Consider the following 26,976-nt stretch of genomic DNA (forward strand, 5'->3'; position numbering starts at 1 on the left):
CAAGTGCCGGCGACCACAGCCACCAAATGCATCGAGTTCCTGAAAGCTGAAAAACTCGTGCAACGAATAAACAAACTCATCGGGAAAGCAGGGATAACAGGAGAAGAAACCAACCGTATTTTATTGTTTGTAATCGCAAGCTCTTACAAAATGCCCGACACCTTACACGCATTAATACAAGGCAGTTCAGGAAGCGGAAAGACCAGGCTATTAAAGATTATCAGCTACCTGATGCCTGATGAAGATGTAAAGCGATATACAAGGGTTACGGACAACAGTTTTTACAACCAGGACGAATATTTTTTTGTCAACAAACTGATATGTTTTGAAGACTTGGACGGACTGAAAGAAGATGCACAGCTTGCCGTAAGAGAGTTGCAGAGCAACGATATACTAAGGACATCCACCAGTTTAAAAGACAAGAACGGACAGATCACCGGAGGCGAAAGAATCGTGAGAGGATGATAGCCAGTTTAGCCTGTACCACCAGAGGCGAAATCTATGAGGACAACATCAGCCGTTCATTCCTGATTGCAGTAGATGAAAGCAAAGAACAAACCTTAAAAATCATCCGCTATCAAAATGAAGTATCTGCAGGAATGATAGACCCACAAGAACAAAAGAAAACAAGCCAGTTTATACAGAACTGCATCCGCTTACTAAAACCCTATGAAGTCATTAACCCTTACGCCAACAAAATACAACTGCCCGAATCAGCCCACAAAATAAGACGCTTAAACGAACTCTATCAAAGCTTTGTAAAGCAAATCACCCTACTGAACCAATACCAAAGAAAGCAAGACAAACAAGGCAGGTTAATCACCGAAACAGCCGATTTACAAACCGCTTGTGAAATCCTTTTTGAAAGTATCGTGCTGAAAGTAGATGAATTAGACGGCAGTTTAAGACAGTTTTTTGAAACCCTTAAAGGGCATTTAATTAAAAAGGGCAAAGCAGAAAATAATAGTCACTGCGACACGCAGTTTACACAACGGGAAATCCGCCAAACCCTGAACATCAGCAAAGCCCAGTCAAAGAGATTTTTTAACCACCTGCAGTCAATGGAATACATCACGGCAAAGTACTCGGGAAACCAACGGAAAGTATGCTACAAAGTGGATTATTGGGACAACTACGCCAAAGTAAGGGCACAGATAAAAGACGATTTAATGAACCAAATAGCAGGACTGTAAAAGGGTAAATGGAACAATACGGAACAATCTTGGAACAATCATTTTAAACTCAAACCCTTTTAAATCAATGCTTTTAGAATAGAAATACCCCAACTGTTCCCTGTTCCACAAAGTGGATGTGTGTGTAAAAGATGCAAATCATCATAGCGTAATAATTAAGTGCCGATTATCGGCTTCCAAAAAGTGAGTGTATATGGGAAGACCTTCAAACATCATAGTAGTAACAGCAGATTACCAAAAATTAGCCGAAAGTTTTTACCAATACCAAAAGCGGTTGGGTTATGTAGAAAACAGCTACAAAGCACGATTTAATTACCTGAACGAGTTTTTACAATGGTTGGAGCAACAAGGCTTGTTGGATATTACCCAAATCCAAGCCCCGGAAATCAACCGCTATTACAGTTACATCAGTTCCTACCAAGTAAAAAAGACGGAGGAGCATTAAGCCAAAAGACCACCCACAGTCATATGCGAATTATCCGGGATCTGTTTGAAATGCTTTTAAGAAACGGAGAAATACAAATCAATCCCTGCAGCATTTTTAAACTTCCCTTATCCCAAAATCAGTGAAGAAAGAACCGTATTAGACCAGGACGAAATCAAAGAACTTTACCAAGCCACAGAAACAGCACAGGAACGAGCTATTTTAAGTTTAGCCTACGGATGCGGATTAAGAGTTGGAGAGTTGGTAAAATGCAATATTGAGGACATTAGATTAAGAGAAAAAATATTGATAGTGCCACAAGGCAAAGGCAATAAAAGAAGAGTGGTTCCAATGAGCAATGGAGTAGGCAAAGACTTGGCAAACTATTATTACAACGAAAGGGACGAGCTGACCAAAGGACGGGATTACAAGCCCAATCAAAACGCATTTATCTTGCACTCCAGAGGTGGAAGAATGAACAAAGACACCTACAACAAGCACTTAAAAAAACTGATAGAAAGAACCGGAAACCTTGAAATGAAAGAAAAACAAATCACTGTTCACAGTCTCAGGCACTCGATAGCCACGCATCTTTTAGAACAAGGAATAGCAGTAGAACAAGTCAGAATGTTTTTAGGACACTCACAGCTTGAAACCACCCAAATCTATACCCACATCAGTAAAGAACAATTAAAAGAGTTGGTAAAATGAATTAAAAGAGTTGGTAAAATGAAACTAAAGGAATATCTACAACAAGAGTACAGCCCTACATCCATCAACAGTTATGAACTGATGATAAACCGTTACATCTTGGCAATGGGAGACAAAGCAGAGAAAGGAACTTATACAGACGTGTTGGATTATATCGGATTATTGAGAGAACAAAATTTACATCCCAAATCACTTAGAAACAACCTGTTTGCAATCAAAATCTACTATCGGTATTTAGTAGTACGGAAAACGCAACGACCACCCTTGCAGATATTTATACCTGAAAGACCAAATAAACCGGGCCATCCAAGTAGAAAGCCTTTACCCCAAAGAAATATTAGAAGAACTTTACGAAAACCACCAAAGCAAAAACCCGGACAATCAGAACAGGGATAAAATCATCATTAGTTTACTCATTTACCAAGCCTTGGCAGTCCTTGAAATCTCCCAACTCAAAACAACCGATATCGACCTTGAAAACGGAATCATCAGAATAAAAGGAAATGTAAAGAACAAAGGCAGAACACTAAGTTTAAAACCCAATCAAATACTACTGTTCCACAACTATTTAAAGCACGATTACAAACGCTATCACCGCAGACAAAAGCCAAGTAAACGAAAGGATTATTTTTTGCTCAATGATGAAGGATTACAGCTTTGGCAAAGTGGCATCAACCGAATGATAAACAAAGAAAGAGACCAACAAGAAAAGTTAATCCCACTCAAAATAAGACAGTCCGTAATCGCTCATTTGCTCAAAGAAAACAATGACGTTAGAATAGTCCAGGAATTTGCAGGACACAGACGGGCGACCAGCAGAAGCCTACAAACAAACAGGATTAGAAGAACTTAAATCAGCCATTGAAAGACTGCATCCACTCCAATAAACCCGTATTGAGCCTGTCGAAATAAAGAAATCCTTCCCACGAAAATCCAACGCACGGAGTTTATATTGAGCCTGTCGAAATGCCCACGCTTCGGCACTCCGTAAAACTCCGTGCCCCCAACACAGAAAAGCGGTGTTCCGCCTTCGGTCGTCAGCAAATAAAACCGCCAAGCTTTTGCAAGACATTTTTTGAAAGCGTTGATTTTTTAAAGGTCAAAAAAGAGTCGCAAAACCCTACGGGTGCTCCGTAAACTCCGCGACTTGTCACTTTTATTGCGTTCCTCTGTCAGTTGTCACGGCGACCTACTTTGTCTGCTTTTGCCGCTTCTCTTCACTTCATTGCGCTTTGCCAGGCTTCGCAGAGTTGATTTATTTTTTAATGGTTTGCTCAGCTTGGCAAGTGCTCATTCCGTTCAGTTCAGCCGCAAAAAATCCACCGGTCGCCCATAATTTTGCTCGCCTGCGGGTCGCTGTGGGTAACGGCTGACTTTATTGATTTGCCTCCGCTTCGCTCTGGCGATTAAATCGGTAGCCTACTGCGGGCAAAAAAACAAGCCTCGATTAGTAGATTGATTTTTAAAGGTATCTCCGTTTGTTTTTTGCCCTACGTAGCCGCAAACCGCCCTCGTTCCTCGTGCTTTTATTTGCACCACCCTTGCTCCACTCGCAGGCGGCTCGCGAAGCTTGGTCAATGTCCGCAATCCGTTCCGTTACTCTCCACTCATTGCGCCCATTGCCCAGCCGTTTAGCTCAAGGCTGTTTTTCCTGTGTTTACACACTTTTGCCGACCCACAGTTAAAAAGAAAAGTTCCGTGCATCCTTCCGCGCGAAACAAAGCCCTGCCCTCTGAATAAAGTTTAGTGGTTCGCTTGGATGCTCATTTTTATCGAAGGATGCCCGACAGGTTTAGGGTAAAAATCAAGTTTTGTGCAGGGCATCCATCAATAAAAATCGAGCGCTGATTTTTTTCTTTCATCTGAAACCGAAGGAAATGAGGTTCACGAACACCTTTAAAATAAACATACAGTGAGTAAAACCTGTAAGAACTGAAAACACTTGTTTATCAAATCCCTGTGGGACTTTTTCAGTTGAAAAGAAAAAAGTTAGGGTATTTTTTTGTAATTTTCGCCCTTTAAAATGGGTCGCCAAAGACTAACATATCACGTTGAAAACCCACTGCTTAAAGTGGTGTATAGAGCCGACAAAGCGGAGCAAAAAAGCGTACAGAGGTTTTTAAGTGTTGACCCGTTAGCGGAGAAATACCCCTCATGGTCACCATACAACTATACAATGAATAATCCGGTAAGATATGTTGACCCTACGGGAATGGTTGTAGAAGATCCAATTTATGGTAAAAACTTTTGGGGTAATTTAAAATACTTAGGCGATGATGGCACGAATAATGGTCGGGTATATTTTGTAAGCGGTCAAACAAAAAGAGATGTTAAAAATGCGACTGCGAATGGCGAGTTTTATTCTGGTGATTTAAGTAGTTCTGATGAAGTTTCCTCTATACCATCCCAAATGATTTTTTCTGTGGATCAAAGCTTGCAATCTACCTTATCTTCAAATAAGGAAAATGGTGGACACAGCACTTTTTCAAGTTTTGAAACAACTCAATGGGATGAAGGACCTGCAGTAACCAATAGAGATTTAGGAGACGGAAGAAGAGAGGTTAAAGGAAGCGTCCAGCCTTTTGTTGTTGATGGCGATAAATTAGATATAGATATGAGCAATCTTGACGTTTATTACCATATTCATCCAGACACACAAGGTTTAGGAAGCTCAACACCCTCTAATTACAGTAGAAATATTAATGGTAGAAATATAAGAAGGGGTGATATTCCTTATCAGGCTGACTTAGAGCGTAGTGGTTACAATGGAAATCCATTTGTAGTTGGCGCTAGAGATAATCGTGTTAACTTTTATAATGGAAGAGGCTCAGTGATGAAAGTGAAATATCAGCAATTTAAAATAACTCTTTTATCTGAATTTATATCACATTTAAGATTTTGAAAAAAATAGTTTACATATCAGTTATAATATTAATTGTAGCATCTTGCTCCTCTCAAAAATTTGGAATCAGAAAAAACTTTAAAAAGACAGATAGCCTTGCAGAAGAGCTTTTTCAAAAGAATGGTAATTCTTTTGTGATTACGTCAATGTATTCAAACTTTTCACAAGTATGGTCTTACAATAAAAAAAATAGAATTAAGTATGATTTAATAAAAGGTAAAATTCACAAGATTGATACAACAGCATCAGATTTTTATGGTAATTATTTAAGTGAAGCACAAAATACTTTTAATGGAATATTACCTACAAATTGTCCAGAACTTGATGGTGGTCTATTCTTAATAAGGATGAATTATAATGCAAAACATAAAACAATAGATTATAATTCTGTGAATATAAAATGTTTATTTGGAAAAGAAAATAATAATGATTTCATAAGTGCTTTAGCAAAAGATGTCGATTTTATCAATCCAGTTTGGTTGGAGAATTGAATTAAAAAAATCAATACACCCGCTCTGCGAAGTCTAAGACTTCGAAGCTTTACAACTACGTAAGAAGCATAAATCATCATAGGAGTCTGTAACGACTTCACATATTAGCTATTTTAAAGAATTCATTAATTTGCTTATATTGCCATCATGTTCAGCAATGAAGGCTACAAAATACGAAACTAAAACGTACTGAAGATGGTAAAAGAAGCGGGTATGTATTATATGGAGATAAATCAGGTTTATCACTCTAATCGGAGTTTAAAACTTAACACAACAAGTTCAAATAATTTTGCTCACGGCTATGCCGGCGACCTGCAACATATAGAAGTGTTTTATTTTCACAGTGACCATCTCGGTTCTTCAAATTATGTATCAAATTATGACGGGGACATTAGCCAACACGCCGAATATTTGCCATTTGGTGAGCTCCTCACCGATGAACACCTCAATTCCCACAATACCCGTTACAAATACAACGGCAAAGAATTTGACCAGGAAACGGGCAACTACTATTACGGCGCGAGTACTTCAATCCAAAGACAAGTTTATGGTTGTCCGTCGACCCAATGGCGGAGAAGTTCCGGGATGGTCGCCTTATGCTTATGCGATGCACCGCCCTACGGTACTCGTTGACCCTACAGGGATGAGTGCGGAAAGCCCTGATGATTGGGTTTATGACAAACAGAATGACAAGTATGTTTGGAAAGAGGAAGTAAATGAGGTCATGGACATTACCAATACAAATAGATACGAATATGTAGGGGAAAGCAAAGGAGATATAAATCAACATTTTGATAAAAATCTTTCTAATTTTGATAGGTTCAAGAGAGCAATTGGTGGCAGTGTTAGACCTAATGTAGATGAAGGGTCTTATATTTCTGCAAAAGTAACCCCAAAATTAGAGGAGGCTATTCATAAACAACGAACGGCTAACCAACGTTTTTCGGAATCTGACCCAAATGACGATTACGCTTCTATGTCAATTTACCCTGCAATAGACCTTAATATTGAAGGATATAGTAGAAAATCCGGAATCTTATCATCAAATACATATTCATTTAAATCCACATTAAATATTGACGGTGAGAATATTCCTTTTACAGGTAATTACACAGTTAGAAACAAAAATGCAAACTATATAAACCAAGTGGACGCAACTCAAAATAGTTTTGCGACCCCTTTCGGGCAACTTTACAGTAACCCTGTTATTTTTAGTGGAAAAGACCAACCGTTATAATTAACTTGGGAAATAAGTCGGCACAGAAAAGGATAGATAATTTTATGTGGGACTTTTAAAAAATGATAGTATGAATAAACTATTCACAGTTGTAATATTTTTATTGTTTATTTCCGTAATGATTTTGATGAAAGCATACAGGGTATTTGGGTAAGTTCTTATCTTCAACGTGCAGATGAAAATAAACGGTTGCCTATTCCTGCAAAAAAGGTAATAGAGTTTATAAATGACTCCGTGTATATCAAGGGGTGAAAAATTTTCCAAATAGTAATTATGGAGGGATATATACGGTAAAAGGGAAAAAGCTGATAGTTGATGACACTATTACATTTAATGTGATTAATAGGTCAAAAGATAGTTTGGTTTTTGAAGATTATGACGGGACAAAAATGGTGTACAAAAAGCTGTCAGATTCCTAAAAAATATATCAAAAAAGAAAATACCTTTAAAAGGTAAGTCATTCCGTGTTGATTACCAAAAACTAACGGATACCGTAACATTTTTAAACAGTTCGGTTCTTGTAAGCAAACACTATGGAAACCTTAAAAGAAATTGGGAATTGATAAACTATAAGGGTTATGATTTTTTAATGATTGATGATAGTTTTGATTTGCCTTTAATAGTGAGAAATATCCAAGAAAAGGAGGGTATCATAAATTTCACATCATTATACGTAAATTCAGAACCGATTAAAATGATTGAATTAGATAGCGTTTATGAAAACAAATAAATCCCGATGGTCGTGCACCTGAATGGGTTCCCGATAGTGAAGGAAATTTAATTGCAGAAAAGGGAGATAATGCACAGACATTAGCAGATTTTCAAGGAATATCTTATTCAGAAGCAGAAAAACAACTACAAGATCAAGGATATATTGATAATAATGGAAAACCCGCTCTGCGAAGTCTGTGACTTCGAAGCTTTACAACTACGTAAAAAGCATAAAGCATCACAGAGTCTGTAACGACTTCACATATTAGCTATTTTAAAGAATTCATTGATTTGCTTATATTGCCATCATGTTCAGCAATGAAGGCTACAAAATACGAAACTAAAACGTACTGAAGATGGTAAAAGAAGCGGGTATGTATTATATGGAGATAAATCAGGTTTATCACTCTAATCGGAGTTTAAAACTTAACACAACAAGTTCAAATAATTTTGCTCACGGCTATGCCGGCGACCTGCAACATGTAGAAGTGTTTTATTTTCACAGTGACCATCTCGGTTCTTCAAATTATGTATCAAATTACGATGGGGACATCAGCCAACACGCCGAATATTTGCCATTTGGTGAGCTCCTCACCGATGAACACCTCAATTCCCACAATACCCGTTACAAATACAACGGCAAAGAATTTGACCAGGAAACGGGCAACTATTATTACGGCGTCCGCTATTATAACCCCAAAACCAGTTTATGGCTGAGTGTCGATCCTCTCGCACACGAATATCCATTAATATCACCATATGCATATGTGGCTAACAATCCAATAAATGCAATTGATCCTGATGGTAGAAAAATTATATTCATTAATGGTAAGCTAGGAGGCGGTTCACCTTCAGGAGGTAAAGCCTATTGGAACAATAGTTTTGTACAAGGAGCTAAAGACTATTTGTATGATGATAAAGCTTATTTTGTAAATACTGATTATAGCTACTTTTCATCTGCAAGTGGTAGAACAAACCAAGGTTATGAGTGGGCAAAAAATAACTATGAAACTTTAATTGAAGGAATGTCTGAGGGTGAAGTTTTTAATATGGTATCACATAGTATGGGTGGAGCCTATTCAAAAGGAGTAGAGAAATATTTAGAAGAGAAAGGCTGGGAGGTTCAGACTAATGTAATGATTAACACCTTCCAAGTTGATGATATTGAAGTAGGTGATAATGATGCTACTTATAATATTGATTATCAAAATACAGATGACCCTGTTTTGTTTTGGTTTGATACAAATTTAGGTTATGGGGAATTAGAAAATGCAAATGCTACTATTAGAGAGGAATCAGGAGAAGAAACTACATCTTTTAAACACAGAGTCCGATAGATGGTGGAAGGAAGTTTTGGGATAATTTAGACCAAAAAATTATAGAATCAGAGAAAACAAAACAAGAGTAAAATGAAATTAATAGTCAAAATTTTAATAGTGTTAATTCTAGTCTATTCGATTTTTTTCAAGATGATTACAGGCTTTTTTGACTTTTTAAATAAAAATAGGGATATGGGGTTTTGGACATCCTTTTTTGAAAGTGACCTGCCTAATATAGTGGGTATTCTGTCAATGATTTACTTATTATGGCTTTTAATAAAACCTAAAAAACAATCAAATTAAAAATCAAACTTTGCAGGAATGCAGGGCTTTTTTGCTTTTACAAAGTCGCTACATTTTTATTAAAGAAATCCTTGAACTTACTTTTGGTAAGCATTCCATCAATAATGCGAAAAATAGCATTTTTATCTTCTTCGTCCAGTTGAGCAATTAATTTAAGGCGTTCGTTAGTAGACTTATCTACAATGGTAATTTCATCAGGAACTTTATCCCGCCCCGCGAAGTCTGTGACTTCGAAGCCTCAAAATTACCCCGCTCTGCGAAGTCTGTGACTTCGAAGCTTTACAACTACGTAAGAAGCATAAATCATCATAGGAGTCTGTAACGACTTCACATATTAGCTATTTTAAAGAATTCATTGATTTGCTTATATTGCCATCATGTTCAGCAATGAAGGCTACAAAATACGAAACTAAAACGTACTGAAGATGGTAAAAGAAGCGGGTATGTATTATATGGAGATAAATCAGGTTTATCACTCTAATCGGAGTTTAAAACTTAACACAACAAGTTCAAATAATTTTGCTCACGGCTATGCCGGCGACTTGCAACATGTAGAAGTGTTTTATTTTCACAGTGACCATCTCGGTTCTTCAAATTATGTATCAAATTATGATGGGGACATTAGCCAACACGCCGAATATTTACCATTTGGTGAGCTCCTCACCGATGAACACCTCAATTCCCACAACACCCGTTACAAATACAACGGCAAAGAATTTGACCAGGAAACGGGCAACTATTACTACGGCGCCAGGTATTATAAACCTAAAACCAGTTTATGGTTGAGTGTTGACCCGTTAGCCGAACAGATGCCGAGCTGGTCGCCGTACAATTATACTTTTAATAACCCAATCCGATACATTGATCCAGATGGCAGGGCTCCTGAGGATATTTTCTTTATTAGAAATGATGGAACAATCGACCGTATTGAACAAGAAGGAGCTCATCAGTTTTATGTTCAAAATACAGGAACAACAGGAAATTATATTTCAGATTTTTCTTTAGCAGGGACGTTAACAGAAAATACAAATGGGATGGTAGAGTTCCCAGCTTCTGGTTCAAATTTTGGAAGATATGGTACAAATGATGCAGGAGGTCAATCAGGTTCTGAAACTGTAGGTTCAGGAGATCATTATGTAACACCAGAAACAGCAAGACTCTTTATGGATTAGTAAACTCTCTAGATGCAGAAAACCTTTCTATCGACTTAGGTGATATGTCTTCATCAAATGGTAGTGATCCTTGGCAAGCTGGATTTAGTCATCACAGTGGTCACGGTCATAATGCTAATCGCTCTGGTTTAGATGTAGATTTTAGATATTTAGATACTAATGGAGAAAGTTTTCAATCAGGGAATGCTTTTAATAGTAGTAGCTTTAGCACTCAAAATAATCAAACTGTTTATGATAGAGCAAACACTTTCGGTTTTGATACGAATTACCAAGGAACAAGTGGCAATTTAGATGGTCCTACATCTATAAGCAATCATAACGACCACGGTCATTTGGGGAGAAGCACCAACACTAATAATATTTTTAATACTAATCAATTACCGCCTGTTATGCCTATTGATAGTAGTTTACAAGGAATGAGATAAAGAATTAGATATTAATAATTATGAATCATATTTTAAGCTTTCTTATTTTATTTTCTATACTTAGTTGTAAAGAAAAAATAATACAGGGTCTTTGGATGCCAAAGCACAAGCAGTGGTAAGAAAAATTGACACTTCTAATTTTTCAAATAAAAATGGTTTAATAACTTTAAAGAAAGATTTTAATATTGCCGACACATTAGAAATACTTAATGAAGATGGAACAATTTGGTATCAATTTTCATTTAAGTATAACGATAGTGATGGCAAATATGATTTTTATAACGAGTCGTTCCGACCTTTTGCCTTTCATCCAGACACTTTTACTTTAGCTTTACGCACAACATCTACCAGAGATAATTTTTATAAAGTAGTTGTAAATGAAGAAACTGGGTTAGAAAAATTCATTGATATAAAAAATCAAGAACCATTAGTATTTTATACTTGGAGGGATTATATTTTAAATGCTTATTCCGTAGAATTTAATGACAAAGAAAACCCTATACTTGAAACTATCGCTGGTAAGCCATTAGAAATAAATTCTTCTAACAACTATCATATCAGTCCAAAAGAAATACAAGATAATTGGTTAAAGTTAGAAGTAAAATTAATTGAAAGTAACAAGACCTATTCAGGTTGGATAAAATGGAAAGATTTAGATACAGGCAAGATATTGATAAAAGTTCTCACAGATTAAAAGCATAATACTACTGTTAGAGATGATGAGTCGCATTCATACTTCGCTCTGCGAAGTCTGTGACTTCGAAGCTTTACAACTACGTAAGAAGCATAAATCATCATAGGAGTCTGTAACGACTTCACATATTAGCTATTTTAAAGAATTCATTAATGTATCATTCTGGGGAGGAAAATCCCTCGCCTTTAGGCGAAGACTTTAGTTTTTTTATATTTTTGATATGTGCAAAATTACAGAAAAACATCACACACAACATATGATTGTAAATATCATATCAACGCTATCACCTGAGCAAGCACTTCCTAGCTCAACGACAAGTGATCTTATCGGACCTGTCAATTATAATTTTTCTTACGATAATTTCAACCGACTTACCTCTGCATCCGGAAGTTATACAGGGCCAAATGATGTAGTCAATACTCAAAGTCAAGGTGGCAACCCCTTTCTTAAACATGAATATAATCTTGATTTAACCTACGATGCTCAAGATCCGAGTAGAAACTTCATAAACAAAACACAGACCCACCTAAATAAACCGGTAAGTGATCTCAATGAACCAATGGAAAATGCTAGCGTAGTAAAGAATAACAGCTATCAATTAGATTATACCTACGACGACGATGGAGGTCTCATAGCGGGTTCTAACTATGGTTACACTCAACCGCATGCCGTGAGAGAAATAAAAGAACAACCCACAGGAGTAAATTGTTGCGACAGTCAAGATGACCCAAGAATAAAAAACCAAAACATAAAACATGACGCCAACGGTAATCTTACAAAAGTGATAGAAGGTATAGGAGAAGAAGAAATCACAAAAATTCATTACCTTTGGGATGAAGAAAATAGACTTATGGCTGTAGATCTTAATCCGTATTCTGAAGAAAGTGACCATCCTATTGCCACTTATACCTACGATGCTGGTGGTGAACGGATTATCAAATATCTATATCAACAAGTTGATATTCATAGCAATGCAAAGGACGTTGGCAATGCGCGTAAAACGGAGACTTATATCTATCCGGATGGGATGATTACTACCAAGGTCTTAAAGTTTATAGTTAGAGATCAAGCCTTGTCTTATACTAAACATTATCATATTGGTAGCCAAAGAGTGGCTAGTAAAATTGGAACCAGTGAGCGATTTGGTTTTTATTCAAAACAAATTATACCCCTTGCCAATTTAGCCAATGCCGATGGAATAAACCTGATAGATGTTTTACAAGACCCCGATGAAGACGGGCAGAATTTTAACCATCTTAATGAAAGAAGAAACCGTATTTTACAAGCCTTTGATATACCACCACTTGAAAGTGAAACGGTTGACATATCAGAAGATGAAAACGTCACAACAAGTTCAAATAATTTTGCTCACGGCTATGCCGGCGACCTGCAACATGTAGAAGTGTTTTATTTTCACAGTGACCATCTCGGTTCTTCAAATTATATGTCAAATTATGATGGGGACATTAGCCAACACGCGGAATATTTGCCATTTGGTGAGCTCCTGACCGATGAACACCTCAATTCCCACAATACCCGTTACAAATACAACGGCAAAGAATTTGACCAGGAAACGGGCAACTATTATTACGGTGCCCGCTATTATAATCCTAAAACCAGTTTATGGTTGAGTGTTGACCCGTTGACGGAGAAATACCCCGAATGGTCACCATACAACTATACGATGAATAATCCGATTCTGTTATACAGACCCAACGGGGATGGCACCAGAACAATCGGACTGGATACCTAAAGTTAATGAAGACGGTTCTACATCATATATCGCTGAAAAAGGGGATAACGCCTCTACTTTGGCAAGCCAATATGATTTAGACCAAGACGTAGCGGACAACCTATATAGTACTATGGAAAATGGGGAAATCTCAGGAAGCAATGTAAAAGTCGCCACAGGAAGTGAAGTAATGAAACTGGATTTAAGCTCGCCCGAAGGAAAAAGTTCACAAAGACGGTTTGACCATTTTTTATTTGCAAGAGACCACACCAGTTCGGAAGGTGGTTGGGCATTTTTATCTACCGATTATTATTCCAACACTCAATATAAAGATGTAATGTCTGGTTGGGCTAAAATGAACGTGGGAGATGACAGCTTTTCAGTTAATTATGCGATTCCTTTATATCGGTCAGCCACTTTTGATAAAAGCAGTACAGCTACGGCACTTGGGATTAGCCCATTGCGAGCAAAACCTGCTGGAAGGACATCACTATTTTCAAATCAGGATAATATGAGATTCCTCTTTACCACCCAAATACAGGAGCGCGTATGAGAGATTATGACATACGCATACATAGTTCAAATTCAAATAAGGCTATGAAACGCTTGGAAAGAAAACCACCGAGATATAATTATATCATCAATAACACATTTAAAAACTAAAAATCGGAAATGAAAATAATTAGAATAATAAAGATATTTACTATCAATGCAATCATTTTCACTTCATTTTCATCTTGTAATGCACAAAATAATAATCCTGTTGAAATTGGCTTAAAAGACTGTATCAATGAGGTGGTCAATAAATATGCTAAAGAATCCTACGGAAAAACCCCTTTTGATTTTTATAGTTTTATGCAGGAAATTGAGCAACAATTAATAGCACACAAGCTGATAAATAATACCAAAAAAGAGAGTTATCTGGATTTATTTTCTAAAATTGAAAACGAAAAAAAGACACATATGAAAATTTTTACAATAAAGCTATATCATTAATGGAGGATAAAGGGTTTGATTTTAATCTTTATATCATAAATAATGCTGTTTTTTCTAAATGTCCTTATGATGTACTAACTAAGATAGAAGAATATAAAAACGACCCATACTACAAATATGCAGTTCTTTTAAATAGAGTAATGAATCACGGCTATAATAATCAAGAAGCTATAAGAGAACTTATAGAATTAACTAATGAAACTGAATATACAAAACCACACTATCGAGCACCGATAATTTTATTGGTTGTAATTAATATTGACCTTAAATTTAATCCAGCAGAGCCAATGGAAAAGTTTGAAGTCGGAGGCAAGACGTATTTTAGACCAAAGAAAAAGGATTGAAAACCATTGAAATGCTATTTCGCTATTATAACCCCAAAACCAGTTTATGGTTGAGTGTTGACCCGTTAGCGGAGAAGTTTCCTGGTTGGAGTCCGTACAATTTTGTGATGAACAACCCCATAAACTTCATAGACCCCGATGGTCGTGCACCTGAATGGGTTCCCGATAGTGAAGGAAATTTAATTGCAGAAAAGGGAGATAATGCACAGACATTAGCAGATTTTCAAGGAATATCTTATTCAGAAGCAGAAAAACAACTACAAGATCAAGGATATATTGATAATAATGGAAAATCTACATTGAAAATTGGAGATAAAGTTGAGTTAGATAATGTTTATACGAGATCCATTGAAAATTCTACAAGCGATCTTACTTTAGATAAGGCAATTGCAGGAACAAGTACGACAGGAGCTACGCCTGAAGACAATTATAACTGTTGGGGTTCTGCTTGTGCGGGAAGTCAAGGGAAAGAAATAAAAGTAGGGGTTGGTATACCTGTAGGAAGCACATTTGACGCAAATTTAAAGAGTGATTATACTTCTACAACAGAGCCAAATGCTCAATTCGGCAAGACTGTATTACGTTTTGCTGATGGAGGAAATAACGTGCAGACGGTGCAGTGTTTTATGGCAGAAGCCAAGATGGTACGCCTTATGTTTATACAAAAAATGGATGGTATCTTAAACCAGAGGTGATGAAACTTTCAGATTTACAATCAAAAATTCCAAGTTATGGTACAGTTCAAGGCATTAATACTGGTCAGTCTGGTTATTATGACCCTAAATAGTTGTAGTGGTCAGAATAAAAATAGTAAGGCAACACAAACAGAAGAAACAGTCAAAAAGGTTATGAATGATACAATATTTATTTCAAAGGCTCAATTTCAAATAATGACCAATAAAATGGGGGTTTTGGATATTGAAGTTATAGGAGACAATCTTATTGCTAAAATTGCAAACAGTAAAAATCCTATTCTTAAAATAGAACTGGGAGATAATTATATCATAGCAAAGGGGAATAACATCTTTAACTCGTCAGTTCCGAGCGAGTGCGATTATTTTTATCCATTGAGTAATGACAATAAGATAGTTACAAAAGGTAAACACACAATAAACCTTAGAAAGATTGATAAGGTCACCGAATAGGGGGCTTTTTTTATACGTTCAATCCTTTAAGCTTCACATTATTAATCATTGCATCAATGGTATAGAGAATACAATTTTTGTCGTTCTCTGGAAATTTAGCAATATCATTTAAACGCCTAAGCATTGTAGGGTCTTTTAACAGCTCTCTTTCTTCTGTCTCGCCAAGTAGATAATCCCGCTCTGCGAAGTCTGTGACTTCGAAGCTTTACAACTACGTAAGAAGCATAAATCATCATAGGAGTCTGTAACGACTTCACATATTAGCTATTTTAAAGAATTCATTAATGTATCATTCTGGGGAGGAAAATCTCTCGCCTTTAGGCGAAGACTTTAGTTTTTTTATATTTTTGATATGTGCAAAATTACAGAAAAACATCACACACAACATATGATTGTAAATATCATATAGTTTGGATAACGAAGCCTAGCTCAACGACAAGTGATCTTATCGGACCTGTCAATTATAATTTTTCTTACGATAATTTCAACCGACTTACCTCTGCATCCGGAAGTTATACAGGCCAAATGATGTAGTCAATACTCAAAGTCAAGGTGGCAACCCCTTTCTTAAACATGAATATAATCTTGATTTAACCTACGATGCTCAAGATCCGAGTAGAAACTTCATAAACAAAACACAGACCCACCTAAATAAACCGGTAAGTGATCTCAATGAACCAATGGAAAATGCTAGCGTAGTAAAGAATAACAGCTATCAATTAGATTATACCTACGACGACGATGGAGGTCTTATAGCGGGTTCTAACTATGGTTACACTCAACCGCATGCCGTGAGAGAAATAAAAGAACAACCCACAGGAGTAAATTGTTGCGACAGTCAAGATGACCCAAGAATAAAAAACCAAAACATAAAACATGACGCCAACGGTAATCTTACAAAAGTGATAGAAGGTATAGGAGAAGAAGAAATCACAAAAATTCATTACCTTTGGGATGAAGAAAATAGACTTATGGCTGTAGATTTTAATCCGTATTCTGAAGAAAGTGACCATCCTATTGCCACTTATACCTACGATGCTGGTGGTGAACGGATTATCAAATATCTATATCAACAAGTTGATATTCATAGCAATGCAAAGGACGTTGGCAATGCGCGTAAAACGGAGACTTATATCTATCCGGATGGGATGATTACTACCAAGGTCTTAAAGTTTATAGTTAGAGATCAAGCCTTGTCTTATACTAAACATTATCATATTGGTAGCCAAAGAGTGGCTAGTAAAATTGGAACCAGTGAGCGATTTGGTTTTTATTCAGAACAAATTATACCCCTTGCCAATTTAGCCAATGCCGATGGAATAAACCTGATAGATGTTTTACAAGACCCCGATGAAGACGGGCAGAATTTTAACCATCTTAATGAAAGAAGAAACCGTATTTTACAAGCCTTTGATATACCACCACTTGAAAGTGAAACGGTTGACATATCAGAAGATGAAAACGTCACACAGGGTTCAGATAATTTTGCTCACGGCTATGCCGGCGACTTGCAACATGTAGAAGTGTTTTATTTTCACAGTGACCATCTCGGTTCTTCAAATTATGTATCAAATTATGATGGGGACATTAGCCAACACGCCGAATATTTACCATTTGGTGAGCTCCTCACCGATGAACACCTCAATTCCCACAACACCCGTTACAAATACAACGGCAAAGAATTTGACCAGGAAACGGGCAACTATTATTACGGCGCCCGCTATTATAACCCCAAAAACAGTTTATGGCTGAGTGTTGACCCGTTGGCGGAGAAGTTCCCGGGGTGGAGTCCGTACAATTTTGTGATGAACAACCCCATCAATATGATAGACCCTGATGGGAGAGCACCTATGTCTGTTGATGGTGAATATGAAATTACTCACGATAAAGACGGAAATGAAGTTAAAACAAAAGTATCGACACTAGGAGATGATGTCGGTATAGATTTTAACCATCATCTAGATGGCGATAAGAAAGGGCAAACTGAAATAGTAAATACCAATAATGGTTTTACTAATTGGATTTCTGACTCAAGATTTATGAGAGGATACACACAAAGAGATGAAAGTACTAACTGGGAGTCTGTATATGATGAATGGCAATCAGGCATATGACCTGAGAATAGTCTGTTTTTTGGTAGAGATAACAATATGATTAAAGATATTAGAACAAGTAATCTTTATCACGGAGCAAGAAACGATTATTTAAAAGCCAAAGCTTGGGATTTTGATAATAAGATTTCAAAAAAATATATTCCAATAGATTTTGGACTTTCTGGATTGTTGCTTTCAGGAACTAATATGACTATGCAAATGATGGGTTCAGGAGGAGCTAGTTTTTATGATATAGGAAACAACCAACGTTTAACAATAATAACAGACCAAAAGACAAAGGAATCATTCTATTATCATTTACCTTGGATAAATAATATAAATCGAACTGGTTCAGGCACACAGCCTAAGCAAAGTACTACAAATCAAACATATATATGGATAGATAATAATGTAGAAGATTAACTATGAGAAATTTATTAGTTTACTTGTTGTTCTTGCTTATATTTTTTGGGTGTAGTTATTCAAAAAAAGATTTAGTAGGTATTTATGTTAAAACCCCATCAGTAAATACAAATGATACGCTTTACTTGTATGAAAATAATGAGTACACTCAAAAAATATATTTTAAGACAGGAGAGCTTTTTGGAGTAAATGAAAACAAATGGTCTGTAAAAGGTAACAAAATTGATTTTATGAATTTGTATTTAAATTATGATTTTGATTTAGAAGATTTAGCAAAACCAAAGGATGGCAAATTTAATCAAACATCACTTATGCCTAGTTTGTTGCCTTTTGATGGAAATAAAATCATAATAGACAAAGACAGAAAGGTGTTTTATTTAAAAATAGAAGATTAATAAAGAAAAGCCACCCCACTCTGCGAAGTCTGTGACTTCGCGACTTTACAACTACGTAAGAAGCATAAATCATCATAGGGTCTGTAACGACTTCACACATCAGCCATTTTAAAGAATACAGTGATTTGTTTATATTGCCATCATATTTAGCAATTTAGGCTGTAAAAATACGAGACTAAAACGGTACTGAAGATGGTAAAAAAAAGCGTATATGTATTATATGGAAATAAATCAGGTTTATCAGCCTGAACGAAGCTTTAAACTTTGCTCAGCAAGTTCAGATAATTTTGCTCACGGCTATGCCGGCGACCTGCAACATATAGAAGTGTTTTATTTTCACAGTGACCATCTCGGTTCTTCAAATTATGTATCAAATTATGACGGGGACATTAGCCAACACGCCGAATATTTGCCATTTGGTAGCCTCATCACCGATGAACACCTCAATTCCCACAATACCCGTTACAAATACAACGGCAAAGAATTTGACCAGGAAACGGGCAACTATTACTACGGCGCGAGGTATTATAATCCTAAAACCAGTTTATGGTTGAGTGTTGACCCGTTAGCCGAACAGATGCCGAGCTGGTCGCCGTACAATTATACTTTTAATAACCCAATCCGATACATTGATCCAGATGGCAGGGCTCCTGAGGATATTTTCTTTATTAGAAATGATGGAACAATCGACCGTATTGAACAAGAAGGAGCTCATCAGTTTTATGTTCAAAATACAGGAACAACAGGAAATTATATTTCAGATTTTTCTTTAGCAGGGACGTTAACAGAAAATACAAATGGGATGGTAGAGTTCCCAGCTTCTGGTTCAAATTTTGGAAGATATGGCATAAAATGATGCAGGAGGTCAATCAGGTTCTGAAACTGTAGGTTCAGGAGATCATTATGTAACACCAGAAACAGCAAGACTCTTTATGGATTAGTAAACTCTCTAGATGCAGAAAACCTTTCTATCGACTTAGGTGATATGTCTTCATCAAATGGTAGTGATCCTTGGCAAGCTGGATTTAGTCATCACAGTGGTCACGGTCATAATGGTAATCGCTCTGGTTTAGATGTAGATTTTAGATATTTAGATACTAATGGAGAAAGTTTTCAATCAGGGAATGCTTTTAATAGTAGTAGCTTTAGCACTCAAAATAATCAAACTGTTTATGATAGAGCAAACACTTTCGGTTTTGATACGAATTACCAAGGAACAAGTGGCAATTTAGATGGTCCTACATCTATAAGCAATCATAACGACCACGGTCATTTGGGGAGAAGCACCAACACTAATAATATTTTTAATACTAATCAATTACCGCCTGTTATGCCTATTGATAGTAGTTTACAAGGAATGAGATAAAGAATTAGATATTAATAATTATGAATCATATTTTAAGCTTTCTTATTTTATTTTCTATACTTAGTTGTAAAGAAAAAATAATACAGTGGTCTTTGGATGCCAAAGCACAAGCAGTGGTAAGAAAAATTGACACTTCTAATTTTTCAAATAAAAATGGTTTAATAACTTTAAAGAAAGATTTTAATATTGCCGACACATTAGAAATACTTAATGAAGATGGAACAATTTGGTATCAATTTTCATTTAAGTATAACGATAGTGATGGCAAATATGATTTTTATAACGAGTCGTTCCGACCTTTTGCCTTTCATCCAGACACTTTTACTTTAGCTTTACGCACAACATCTACCAGAGATAATTTTTATAAAGTAGTTGTAAATGAAGAAACTGGGTTAGAAAAATTCATTGATATAAAAAATCAAGAACCATTAGTATTTTATACTTGGAGGGATTATATTTTAAATGCTTATTCCGTAGAATTTAATGACAAAGAAAACCCTATACTTGAAACTATCGCTGGTAAGCCATTAGAAATAAATTCTTCTAACAACTATCATATCAGTCCAAAAGAAATACAAGATAATTGGTTAAAGTTAGAAGTAAAATTAATTGAAAGTAACAAGACCTATTCAGGTTGGATAAAATGGAAAGATTTAGATACAGGCAAGATATTGATAAAAGTTCTCACAGATTAAAAGCATAATACTACTGTTAGAGATGATGAGTCGCATTCATACTTCGCTCTGCGAAGTCTGAGACTTCGAAGCTTTACAACTACGTAAGAAGCATAAATCATCATAGGAGTCTGTAACGACTTCACATATTAGCTATTTTAAAGAATTCATTAATGTATCATTCTGGGGGAGGAAAATCTCTCGCCTTTAGGCGAAGACTTTAGTTTTTTTATATTTTTGATATGTGCAAAATTACAGAAAAACATCACACACAACATATGATTGTAAATATCATATAGTTTGGATAACGAAGCCTAGCTCAACGACAAGTGATCTTATCGACTCTGTCAATTATAATTTTTCTTACGATAATTTCAACCGACTTACCTCTGCATCCGGAAGTTATACAGGCCAAATGATGTAGTCAATACTCAAAGTCAAGGTGGCAACCCCTTTCTTAAACATGAATATAATCTTGATTTAACCTACGATGCTCAAGATCCGAGTAGAAACTTCATAAACAAAACACAGACCCACCTAAATAAACCGGTAAGTGATCTCAATGAACCAATGGAAAATGCTAGCGTAGTAAAGAATAACAGCTATCAATTAGATTATACCTACGACGACGATGGAGGTCTTATAGCGGGTTCTAACTATGGTTACACTCAACCGCATGCCGTGAGAGAAATAAAAGAACAACCCACAGGAGTAAATTGTTGCGACAGTCAAGATGACCCAAGAATAAAAAACCAAAACATAAAACATGACGCCAACGGTAATCTTACAAAAGTGATAGAAGGTATAGGAGAAGAAGAAATCACAAAAATTCATTACCTTTGGGATGAAGAAAATAGACTTATGGCTGTAGATCTTAATCCGTATTCTGAAGAAAGTGACCATCCTATTGCCACTTATACCTACGATGCTGGTGGTGAACGGATTATCAAATATCTATATCAACAAGTTGATATTCATAGCAATGCAAAGGACGTTGGCAATGCGCGTAAAACGGAGACTTATATCTATCCGGATGGGATGATTACTACCAAGGTCTTAAAGTTTATAGTTAGAGATCAAGCCTTGTCTTATACTAAACATTATCATATTGGTAGCCAAAGAGTGGCTAGTAAAATTGGAACCAGTGAGCGATTTGGTTTTTATTCAGAACAAATTATACCCCTTGCCAATTTAGCCAATGCCGATGGAATAAACCTGATAGATGTTTTACAAGACCCCGATGAAGACGGGCAGAATTTTAACCATCTTAATGAAAGAAGAAACCGTATTTTACAAGCCTTTGATATACCACCACTTGAAAGTGAAACGGTTGACATATCAGAAGATGAAAACGTCACACAGGGTTCAGATAATTTTGCTCACGGCTATGCCGGCGACTTGCAACATGTAGAAGTGTTTTATTTTCACAGTGACCATCTCGGTTCTTCAAATTATGTATCAAATTATGATGGGGACATTAGCCAACACGCCGAATATTTACCATTTGGTGAGCTCCTCACCGATGAACACCTCAATTCCCACAACACCCGTTACAAATACAACGGCAAAGAATTTGACCAGGAAACGGGCAACTATTATTACGGCGCCCGCTATTATAACCCCAAAAACAGTTTATGGCTGAGTGTTGACCCGTTGGCGGAGGAACGCCCTGGTATGACACCGTACAACTTTGTTCAAAATAATCCGCTGAATAGAATTGATCCTGATGGTGCCCTCGATATGGAGGTACAACAACCTTTAGATGATTATAAATTAGATAAAGACGGAAATATTACGCTTATCAAAACAACTGATGATAATTTTGACACATTGGTTGATTCTGATGATGTTTATGTAGGCAAAGTGAATAAAGGCTATCTTTCCGATGGTCTCAATATTGAGGAAAATGGATTATTATTAGATGTGAAAGACAAAAAAGACTTTCACTCTTATATGAAATTTACGTTAGACTTATCGGTTGCTGTAAATAAAGAGATAGGAGGTTTTATTTTAGATTCTGATAAAGGATTTGATGATATGTATATTTCAAGATACAAAGAGAGCCAACCTCATAAGGCAAAGGGATTAGAGAATTTTATAAATAGTGATTCATACAGCATTAAGAATAAAGAATTAAGTTTAGGTGGTAATAAATACAAGGCAAATTCTTCGTTTCACACACATCCAGATATTATGTCTGCAGGTTACGGAAGCTCAAAACCTTCAACTGGAGATAGAAACACTACTAAAACTTTACAAATACCTGGCGTAGTGTTAGGTGGATGGGGTGGTATTGGACTTATTAAAACTGATGGAACTTATATAAGATGGGGAGACTAAACATTATATTAAATACTGTTCTAATATTTTTCTTTTTTTCTTGTAATTCACAAAAGAACGATATGAAAAATAAGAGTAATAATATTCAATTAGAAGATAAATTAACAGAAATTGCTTTCTCTTATGTTGAGAAATTCAAAGAAGACGATAGTGAGCATCTCTGTATACACATAGAAAGAGGAAGTGATGAAAAAAGCAATTATTATAAGTACGTTTTATATAGTTCGAGTATTTTAAATGAAAACTTAAACCTTCCGTATAAATATATTCACAGACAAGGCAAGGGAGATGTTAGCCTGTTTTTCTTTGATAAAGAAAGGCAAATACCTGAAGGTATAAAAGAGCAGTTAAAGAAAGACTCTCTTTGGGTTAGTTTGTCAGATATAGATGAGTTTAAAAAACATAAACCTGTTATAGTGCTTTCAAATAATCCAACTTGGGATGTTTTTATATGCAAAGAAAATATTGAAAAGTTTGATGTTATTGAATCAGCTTATGGTATAGATGATAAAGATAAGGTTACTGAAATTTGCAATTAATTTATAATTGTTGGAAATCCCCGATAGCCCGCTCTGCGAAGCCCCGCTCTGCGAAGTCACAGACTTCGCAGCTTTACAACTACGTAAGAAGCATAAATCATCATAGGAGTCTGTAACGACTTCACATATTAGCTATTTTAAAGAATTCATTAATGTATCATTCTGGGGGAGGAAAATCTCTCGCCTTTAGGCGAAGACTTTAGTTTTTTTATATTTTTGATATGTGCAAAATTACAGAAAAACATCACACACAACATATGATTGTAAATATCATATAGTTTGGATAACGAAGCCTAGCTCAACTACAAGTGATCTTATCGACTCTGTCAATTATAATTTTTCTTACGATAATTTCAACCGACTTACCTCTGCATCCGGAAGTTATACAGGGCCAAATGATGTAGTCAATACTCAAAGTCAAGGTGGCAACCCCTTTCTTAAACATGAATATAATCTTGATTTAACCTACGATGCTCAAGATCCGAGTAGAAACTTCATAAACAAAACACAGACCCACCTAAATAAACCGGTAAGTGATCTCAATGAACCAATGGAAAATGCTAGCGTAGTAAAGAATAACAGCTATCAATTAGATTATACCTACGACGACGATGGAGGTCTCATAGCGGGTTCTAACTATGGTTACACTCAACCGCATGCCGTGAGAGAAATAAAAGAACAACCCACAGGAGTAAATTGTTGCGACAGTCAAGATGACCCAAGAATAAAAAACCAAAACATAAAACATGACGCCAACGGTAATCTTACAAAAGTGATAGAAGGTATAGGAGAAGAAGAAATCACAAAAATTCATTACCTTTGGGATGAAGAAAATAGACTTATGGCTGTAGATCTTAATCCGTATTCTGAAGAAAGTGACCATCCTATTGCCACTTATACCTACGATGCTGGTGGTGAACGGATTATCAAATATCTATATCAACAAGTTGATATTCATAGCAATGCAAAGGACGTTGGCAATGCGCGTAAAACGGAGACTTATATCTATCCGGATGGGATGATTACTACCAAGGTCTTAAAGTTTATAGTTAGAGATCAAGCCTTGTCTTATACTAAACATTATCATATTGGTAGCCAAAGAGTGGCTAAGTAAAATTGGAACCAGTGAGCGATTTGGTTTTTATTCAAAACAAATTATACCCCTTGCCAATTTAGCCAATGCCGATGGAATAAACCTGATAGATGTTTTACAAGACCCCGATGAAGACGGGCAGAATTTTAACCATCTTAATGAAAGAAGAAACCGTATTTTACAAGCCTTTGATATACCACCACTTGAAAGTGAAACGGTTGACATATCAGAAGATGAAAACGTCACAACAAGTTCAAATAATTTTGCTCACGGCTATGCCGGCGACCTGCAACATATAGAAGTGTTTTATTTTCACAGTGACCATCTCGGTTCTTCAAATTATGTATCAAATTATGACGGGGACATTAGCCAACACGCCGAATATTTGCCATTTGGTGAGCTCCTCACCGATGAACACCTCAATTCCCACAACACCCGTTACAAATACAACGGCAAAGAATTTGATCAGGAAACGGGCAACTATTATTACGGCGTCCGCTATTATAACCCTAAAACCAGTTTATGGTTGAGTGTTGACCCCTTAGCAAGCACAATGCCTTCTTGGTCACCATACAATTTTGTATTCAATAATCCACTTCGTTTTGTAGACCCACTGGGGCTTGCTCCTGATGATTGGGTAAAAAGAAAAGATGGAAGTATTTACTGGGACAAAAACGCAAATGACCAAGCATCTACTAAAGCAGGAGAAACCTATTTAGGAAAAACACTAACATTTACATTTAATAGCTACATTGATGCAGACCTTTGGGATGGACCTAACCCACCTTTATTGCCAAGTCCTGCTGGAGATAAATTAACATCTACAATAAAACTAACAGGAAATGAGAATAGTAGTGGAGAATTGACAGGAATCACAGCTACTAAAAGCATACAAATTGGAAAAACCCCAATAGGAAAAGCGAGAGATTACTTTGAAGGCTTAGGAGCAGACCAAAATAAATTCTCATACAGTCAGACTAAAAATGCAGATGGAACATTAGCCACCTATAATTTAAACTTTGAACAGCACGCAAGTGTGTCTCCAAGTGAGGAGTTTGGTTTAAATATGATGGGATTTGATATTGTGAATGTGGCACAACAAGCTAATTTTAGTCTATCGGGCAATAATTTATCTGTTACAGGTGCTACTGACATATTCCCATCAGCGACCTTGTCTGTAAACGGCTCTCAATTATTTAAGTATAATCAGCCATCATTTAGAAATACTCACGGTATAATTAAAACACAGACAGGAGTAAGAATACCAAGAAACCCAATGGATGATGGATTTATTCCTGTTTACGATTACAAGCATTTGAGACCAGCTCCTTCATTTTATAAACGCTATTGATTATGAAAGGAAAGTATAAAATAGTGGTTGGAACCGTAGCTTTAATATTGATAATTTATTTGATGTTTAAATTGTTTTATCCAACGAAATTGACAATTACAGTTCCGAAAAATTACCAAGGACAAATTACATTAGTTCTATCTAATGTGAATAAAGATATTTTGAAAGTTGACGAAAATGGTATAGGGTATATAACTAAACAAACTTTTGAAAAAGCTCACTCAAAACCTATTGTTGTTGAGTCAGATGGAACAAATGTAAGTGACAGAATTGTAGGGTTTAATCCTTCAACTTTCTGGGCTATCGGTAAATCTTCATACGCTACAGAGGAGAATAGTTCTACTAAAGAATTAGAAGTTCAATTTTTATCTTTCGAGCTTGTCCCAAAAGATAAGAAAGGAGAAAAGCAATATTATAGTCCAGATTTAATTGAGCTAATAGATAAAACAAGACTATACGGAAAATAGCAAAAGCCCCTTAACTGGGCTTTTTCATTATACGTTCAATCCTTTAAGCTTTACATTGTTAATCATTGCATCGAGCGTATAAAGGATGCAATCCTTGTCTTTATCGGGGAACTTGGCAATATCGTTCAAACGCCTAAGCATAGAGGGGTCTTTTAAGAGTTCTCGTTCTTCGGTCTCACCGAGCAAATAACCTACGGTAGTATCTAATACATTGGCGAGCTTCTTTACCACGTCAATAGTAGGTTTTACTTCATCACGTTCATATTTACCGATTATGGAATGATAGGTATCTATTTGTTTAGCCAGCTCAGTTTGTGAAAGTCCTTTTTCACTTCTGCACTCTTTTAATTTACTTCCGAAACTTGCCATATTGTAATATTTATGGTATAAAAACACAGTTATAAGTCTGTAAAAGCAAAGATATGGACAAATAATG

The 26,976-nt window shown here is 36.1% G+C and carries 33 protein-coding genes; 32 read left to right on the forward strand and 1 reads right to left on the reverse strand.

Annotated features, from left to right (window positions below; all coding sequences use genetic code 11):
- The first annotated feature begins 3 nt into the window (after positions 1–3).
- The 32 genes from IGB25_RS03300 to IGB25_RS03450 all read left to right on the forward strand — a co-directional run bounded on the left by IGB25_RS03300 (position 4) and on the right by IGB25_RS03450 (position 26,540).
- Positions 4–465, forward strand: a complete 462-nt coding sequence (locus tag IGB25_RS03300; RefSeq protein WP_211066157.1) for a hypothetical protein — start codon at positions 4–6, stop codon at positions 463–465.
- The gene (locus IGB25_RS03305) at positions 462–1,193 is read left to right on the forward strand and encodes a hypothetical protein (RefSeq protein WP_211066158.1); all 732 of its coding nucleotides are present in this window, start codon (positions 462–464) and stop codon (positions 1,191–1,193) included. The genes IGB25_RS03300 and IGB25_RS03305 overlap by 4 nt, the downstream gene beginning before the upstream one ends.
- Positions 1,194–1,386: 193 nt before the next feature.
- Complete coding sequence (locus tag IGB25_RS03310; protein ID WP_211066159.1) at positions 1,387–1,638, forward strand: hypothetical protein; 252 nt, start codon at positions 1,387–1,389, stop codon at positions 1,636–1,638.
- Between the two features lie 117 nt (positions 1,639–1,755).
- A complete protein-coding gene (locus IGB25_RS03315; RefSeq protein ID WP_256437263.1) occupies positions 1,756–2,328 on the forward strand; it encodes a tyrosine-type recombinase/integrase in 573 nt (190 codons plus the stop codon).
- An 18-nt stretch (positions 2,329–2,346) separates the two neighbouring features.
- Positions 2,347–2,724 carry a phage integrase N-terminal SAM-like domain-containing protein gene (locus IGB25_RS03320; protein WP_211066160.1) on the forward strand — a complete coding sequence of 126 codons (378 nt, stop codon included), beginning with the start codon at positions 2,347–2,349 and terminating at the stop codon, positions 2,722–2,724.
- A 1-nt stretch (position 2,725) separates the two neighbouring features.
- Complete coding sequence (locus IGB25_RS03325) at positions 2,726–3,181, forward strand: site-specific integrase (RefSeq protein WP_371815972.1); 456 nt, start codon at positions 2,726–2,728, stop codon at positions 3,179–3,181.
- Between the two features lie 1,170 nt (positions 3,182–4,351).
- On the forward strand, positions 4,352–5,230 hold the full coding sequence (locus IGB25_RS03330; RefSeq protein ID WP_211066161.1) for an RHS repeat-associated core domain-containing protein: 879 nt from the start codon (positions 4,352–4,354) through the stop codon (positions 5,228–5,230).
- Entirely contained in the window at positions 5,227–5,721 is a 495-nt protein-coding gene (locus IGB25_RS03335; protein ID WP_211066135.1) for a hypothetical protein, read from the forward strand. The genes IGB25_RS03330 and IGB25_RS03335 overlap by 4 nt, the downstream gene beginning before the upstream one ends.
- Positions 5,722–5,916: 195 nt before the next feature.
- A complete protein-coding gene (locus tag IGB25_RS03340) occupies positions 5,917–6,354 on the forward strand; it encodes a hypothetical protein (RefSeq protein ID WP_211066162.1) in 438 nt (145 codons plus the stop codon).
- Complete coding sequence (locus IGB25_RS03345) at positions 6,269–6,958, forward strand: hypothetical protein (RefSeq protein ID WP_211066163.1); 690 nt, start codon at positions 6,269–6,271, stop codon at positions 6,956–6,958. Before IGB25_RS03340 ends, IGB25_RS03345 begins: the two co-directional genes overlap by 86 nt.
- A gap of 559 nt (positions 6,959–7,517) precedes the next feature.
- Entirely contained in the window at positions 7,518–7,688 is a 171-nt protein-coding gene (locus IGB25_RS03350; protein WP_211066136.1) for a hypothetical protein, read from the forward strand.
- Between the two features lie 337 nt (positions 7,689–8,025).
- Positions 8,026–9,006, forward strand: a complete 981-nt coding sequence (locus tag IGB25_RS03355; protein WP_211066164.1) for an RHS repeat-associated core domain-containing protein — start codon at positions 8,026–8,028, stop codon at positions 9,004–9,006.
- Between the two features lie 710 nt (positions 9,007–9,716).
- On the forward strand, positions 9,717–10,463 hold the full coding sequence (locus tag IGB25_RS03360; protein WP_211066165.1) for an RHS repeat-associated core domain-containing protein: 747 nt from the start codon (positions 9,717–9,719) through the stop codon (positions 10,461–10,463).
- Positions 10,464–10,507: 44 nt separating this feature from the next.
- Positions 10,508–10,888 (forward strand): hypothetical protein, encoded by a 381-nt coding sequence (locus tag IGB25_RS03365; protein WP_211066139.1) that lies wholly within the window; start codon positions 10,508–10,510, stop codon positions 10,886–10,888.
- A 91-nt stretch (positions 10,889–10,979) separates the two neighbouring features.
- Positions 10,980–11,582, forward strand: coding sequence for a hypothetical protein (locus tag IGB25_RS03370; protein ID WP_211066140.1), 603 nt, complete (start codon positions 10,980–10,982; stop codon positions 11,580–11,582).
- A 220-nt stretch (positions 11,583–11,802) separates the two neighbouring features.
- The gene (locus tag IGB25_RS14650) at positions 11,803–13,335 is read left to right on the forward strand and encodes an RHS repeat-associated core domain-containing protein (protein ID WP_247653588.1); all 1,533 of its coding nucleotides are present in this window, start codon (positions 11,803–11,805) and stop codon (positions 13,333–13,335) included.
- Positions 13,304–13,867 (forward strand): hypothetical protein, encoded by a 564-nt coding sequence (locus tag IGB25_RS03375; RefSeq protein ID WP_247653589.1) that lies wholly within the window; start codon positions 13,304–13,306, stop codon positions 13,865–13,867. Before IGB25_RS14650 ends, IGB25_RS03375 begins: the two co-directional genes overlap by 32 nt.
- A 119-nt stretch (positions 13,868–13,986) precedes the next feature.
- Positions 13,987–14,310, forward strand: coding sequence for a hypothetical protein (locus IGB25_RS03380; RefSeq protein WP_211066166.1), 324 nt, complete (start codon positions 13,987–13,989; stop codon positions 14,308–14,310).
- Positions 14,310–14,654, forward strand: coding sequence for a hypothetical protein (locus IGB25_RS03385; RefSeq protein ID WP_211066167.1), 345 nt, complete (start codon positions 14,310–14,312; stop codon positions 14,652–14,654). The genes IGB25_RS03380 and IGB25_RS03385 overlap by 1 nt, the downstream gene beginning before the upstream one ends.
- A complete protein-coding gene (locus IGB25_RS03390; RefSeq protein ID WP_247653590.1) occupies positions 14,651–15,349 on the forward strand; it encodes an RHS repeat domain-containing protein in 699 nt (232 codons plus the stop codon). Before IGB25_RS03385 ends, IGB25_RS03390 begins: the two co-directional genes overlap by 4 nt.
- Before the next feature lie 36 nt (positions 15,350–15,385).
- Positions 15,386–15,799, forward strand: coding sequence for a hypothetical protein (locus IGB25_RS03395; protein ID WP_211066168.1), 414 nt, complete (start codon positions 15,386–15,388; stop codon positions 15,797–15,799).
- A 680-nt stretch (positions 15,800–16,479) separates the two neighbouring features.
- Positions 16,480–17,913: an RHS repeat domain-containing protein gene (locus IGB25_RS03400; RefSeq protein WP_211066169.1), complete on the forward strand. Its 1,434-nt coding sequence runs from the start codon at positions 16,480–16,482 to the stop codon at positions 17,911–17,913.
- A 36-nt stretch (positions 17,914–17,949) separates the two neighbouring features.
- Positions 17,950–18,315, forward strand: coding sequence for a hypothetical protein (locus IGB25_RS03405; RefSeq protein ID WP_211066170.1), 366 nt, complete (start codon positions 17,950–17,952; stop codon positions 18,313–18,315).
- 2 nt (positions 18,316–18,317) lie between these two features.
- Positions 18,318–18,710 carry a hypothetical protein gene (locus IGB25_RS03410; protein WP_211066171.1) on the forward strand — a complete coding sequence of 131 codons (393 nt, stop codon included), beginning with the start codon at positions 18,318–18,320 and terminating at the stop codon, positions 18,708–18,710.
- Between the two features lie 211 nt (positions 18,711–18,921).
- Entirely contained in the window at positions 18,922–19,566 is a 645-nt protein-coding gene (locus IGB25_RS03415; RefSeq protein WP_211066172.1) for an RHS repeat domain-containing protein, read from the forward strand.
- A 129-nt stretch (positions 19,567–19,695) separates the two neighbouring features.
- Positions 19,696–20,076 carry a hypothetical protein gene (locus tag IGB25_RS03420; protein ID WP_211066173.1) on the forward strand — a complete coding sequence of 127 codons (381 nt, stop codon included), beginning with the start codon at positions 19,696–19,698 and terminating at the stop codon, positions 20,074–20,076.
- 20 nt (positions 20,077–20,096) lie between these two features.
- Positions 20,097–20,771: a hypothetical protein gene (locus IGB25_RS03425; RefSeq protein ID WP_211066174.1), complete on the forward strand. Its 675-nt coding sequence runs from the start codon at positions 20,097–20,099 to the stop codon at positions 20,769–20,771.
- 549 nt (positions 20,772–21,320) lie between these two features.
- Positions 21,321–23,090: an RHS repeat-associated core domain-containing protein gene (locus IGB25_RS03430; protein ID WP_247653591.1), complete on the forward strand. Its 1,770-nt coding sequence runs from the start codon at positions 21,321–21,323 to the stop codon at positions 23,088–23,090.
- Between the two features lie 62 nt (positions 23,091–23,152).
- Positions 23,153–23,629 (forward strand): hypothetical protein, encoded by a 477-nt coding sequence (locus IGB25_RS03435; protein WP_211066175.1) that lies wholly within the window; start codon positions 23,153–23,155, stop codon positions 23,627–23,629.
- 223 nt (positions 23,630–23,852) lie between these two features.
- Positions 23,853–24,743, forward strand: a complete 891-nt coding sequence (locus IGB25_RS03440) for a hypothetical protein (RefSeq protein ID WP_211066176.1) — start codon at positions 23,853–23,855, stop codon at positions 24,741–24,743.
- A complete protein-coding gene (locus IGB25_RS03445) occupies positions 24,718–26,073 on the forward strand; it encodes an RHS repeat domain-containing protein (protein ID WP_247653592.1) in 1,356 nt (451 codons plus the stop codon). Before IGB25_RS03440 ends, IGB25_RS03445 begins: the two co-directional genes overlap by 26 nt.
- A gap of 2 nt (positions 26,074–26,075) precedes the next feature.
- Positions 26,076–26,540, forward strand: coding sequence for a hypothetical protein (locus IGB25_RS03450; RefSeq protein ID WP_211066177.1), 465 nt, complete (start codon positions 26,076–26,078; stop codon positions 26,538–26,540).
- A 27-nt stretch (positions 26,541–26,567) separates the two neighbouring features.
- Here the strand turns inward: IGB25_RS03450 and IGB25_RS03455 are convergent, their stop codons facing one another.
- Positions 26,568–26,909 carry a helix-turn-helix domain-containing protein gene (locus IGB25_RS03455; RefSeq protein WP_211066178.1) on the reverse strand — a complete coding sequence of 114 codons (342 nt, stop codon included), beginning with the start codon at positions 26,907–26,909 and terminating at the stop codon, positions 26,568–26,570.
- Positions 26,910–26,976: the final 67 nt, after the last annotated feature.

Origin of the sequence: Flavobacterium sp. CS20, assembly GCF_018080005.1 — a bacterium.
Lineage (GTDB): Bacteria > Bacteroidota > Bacteroidia > Flavobacteriales > Flavobacteriaceae > Psychroflexus.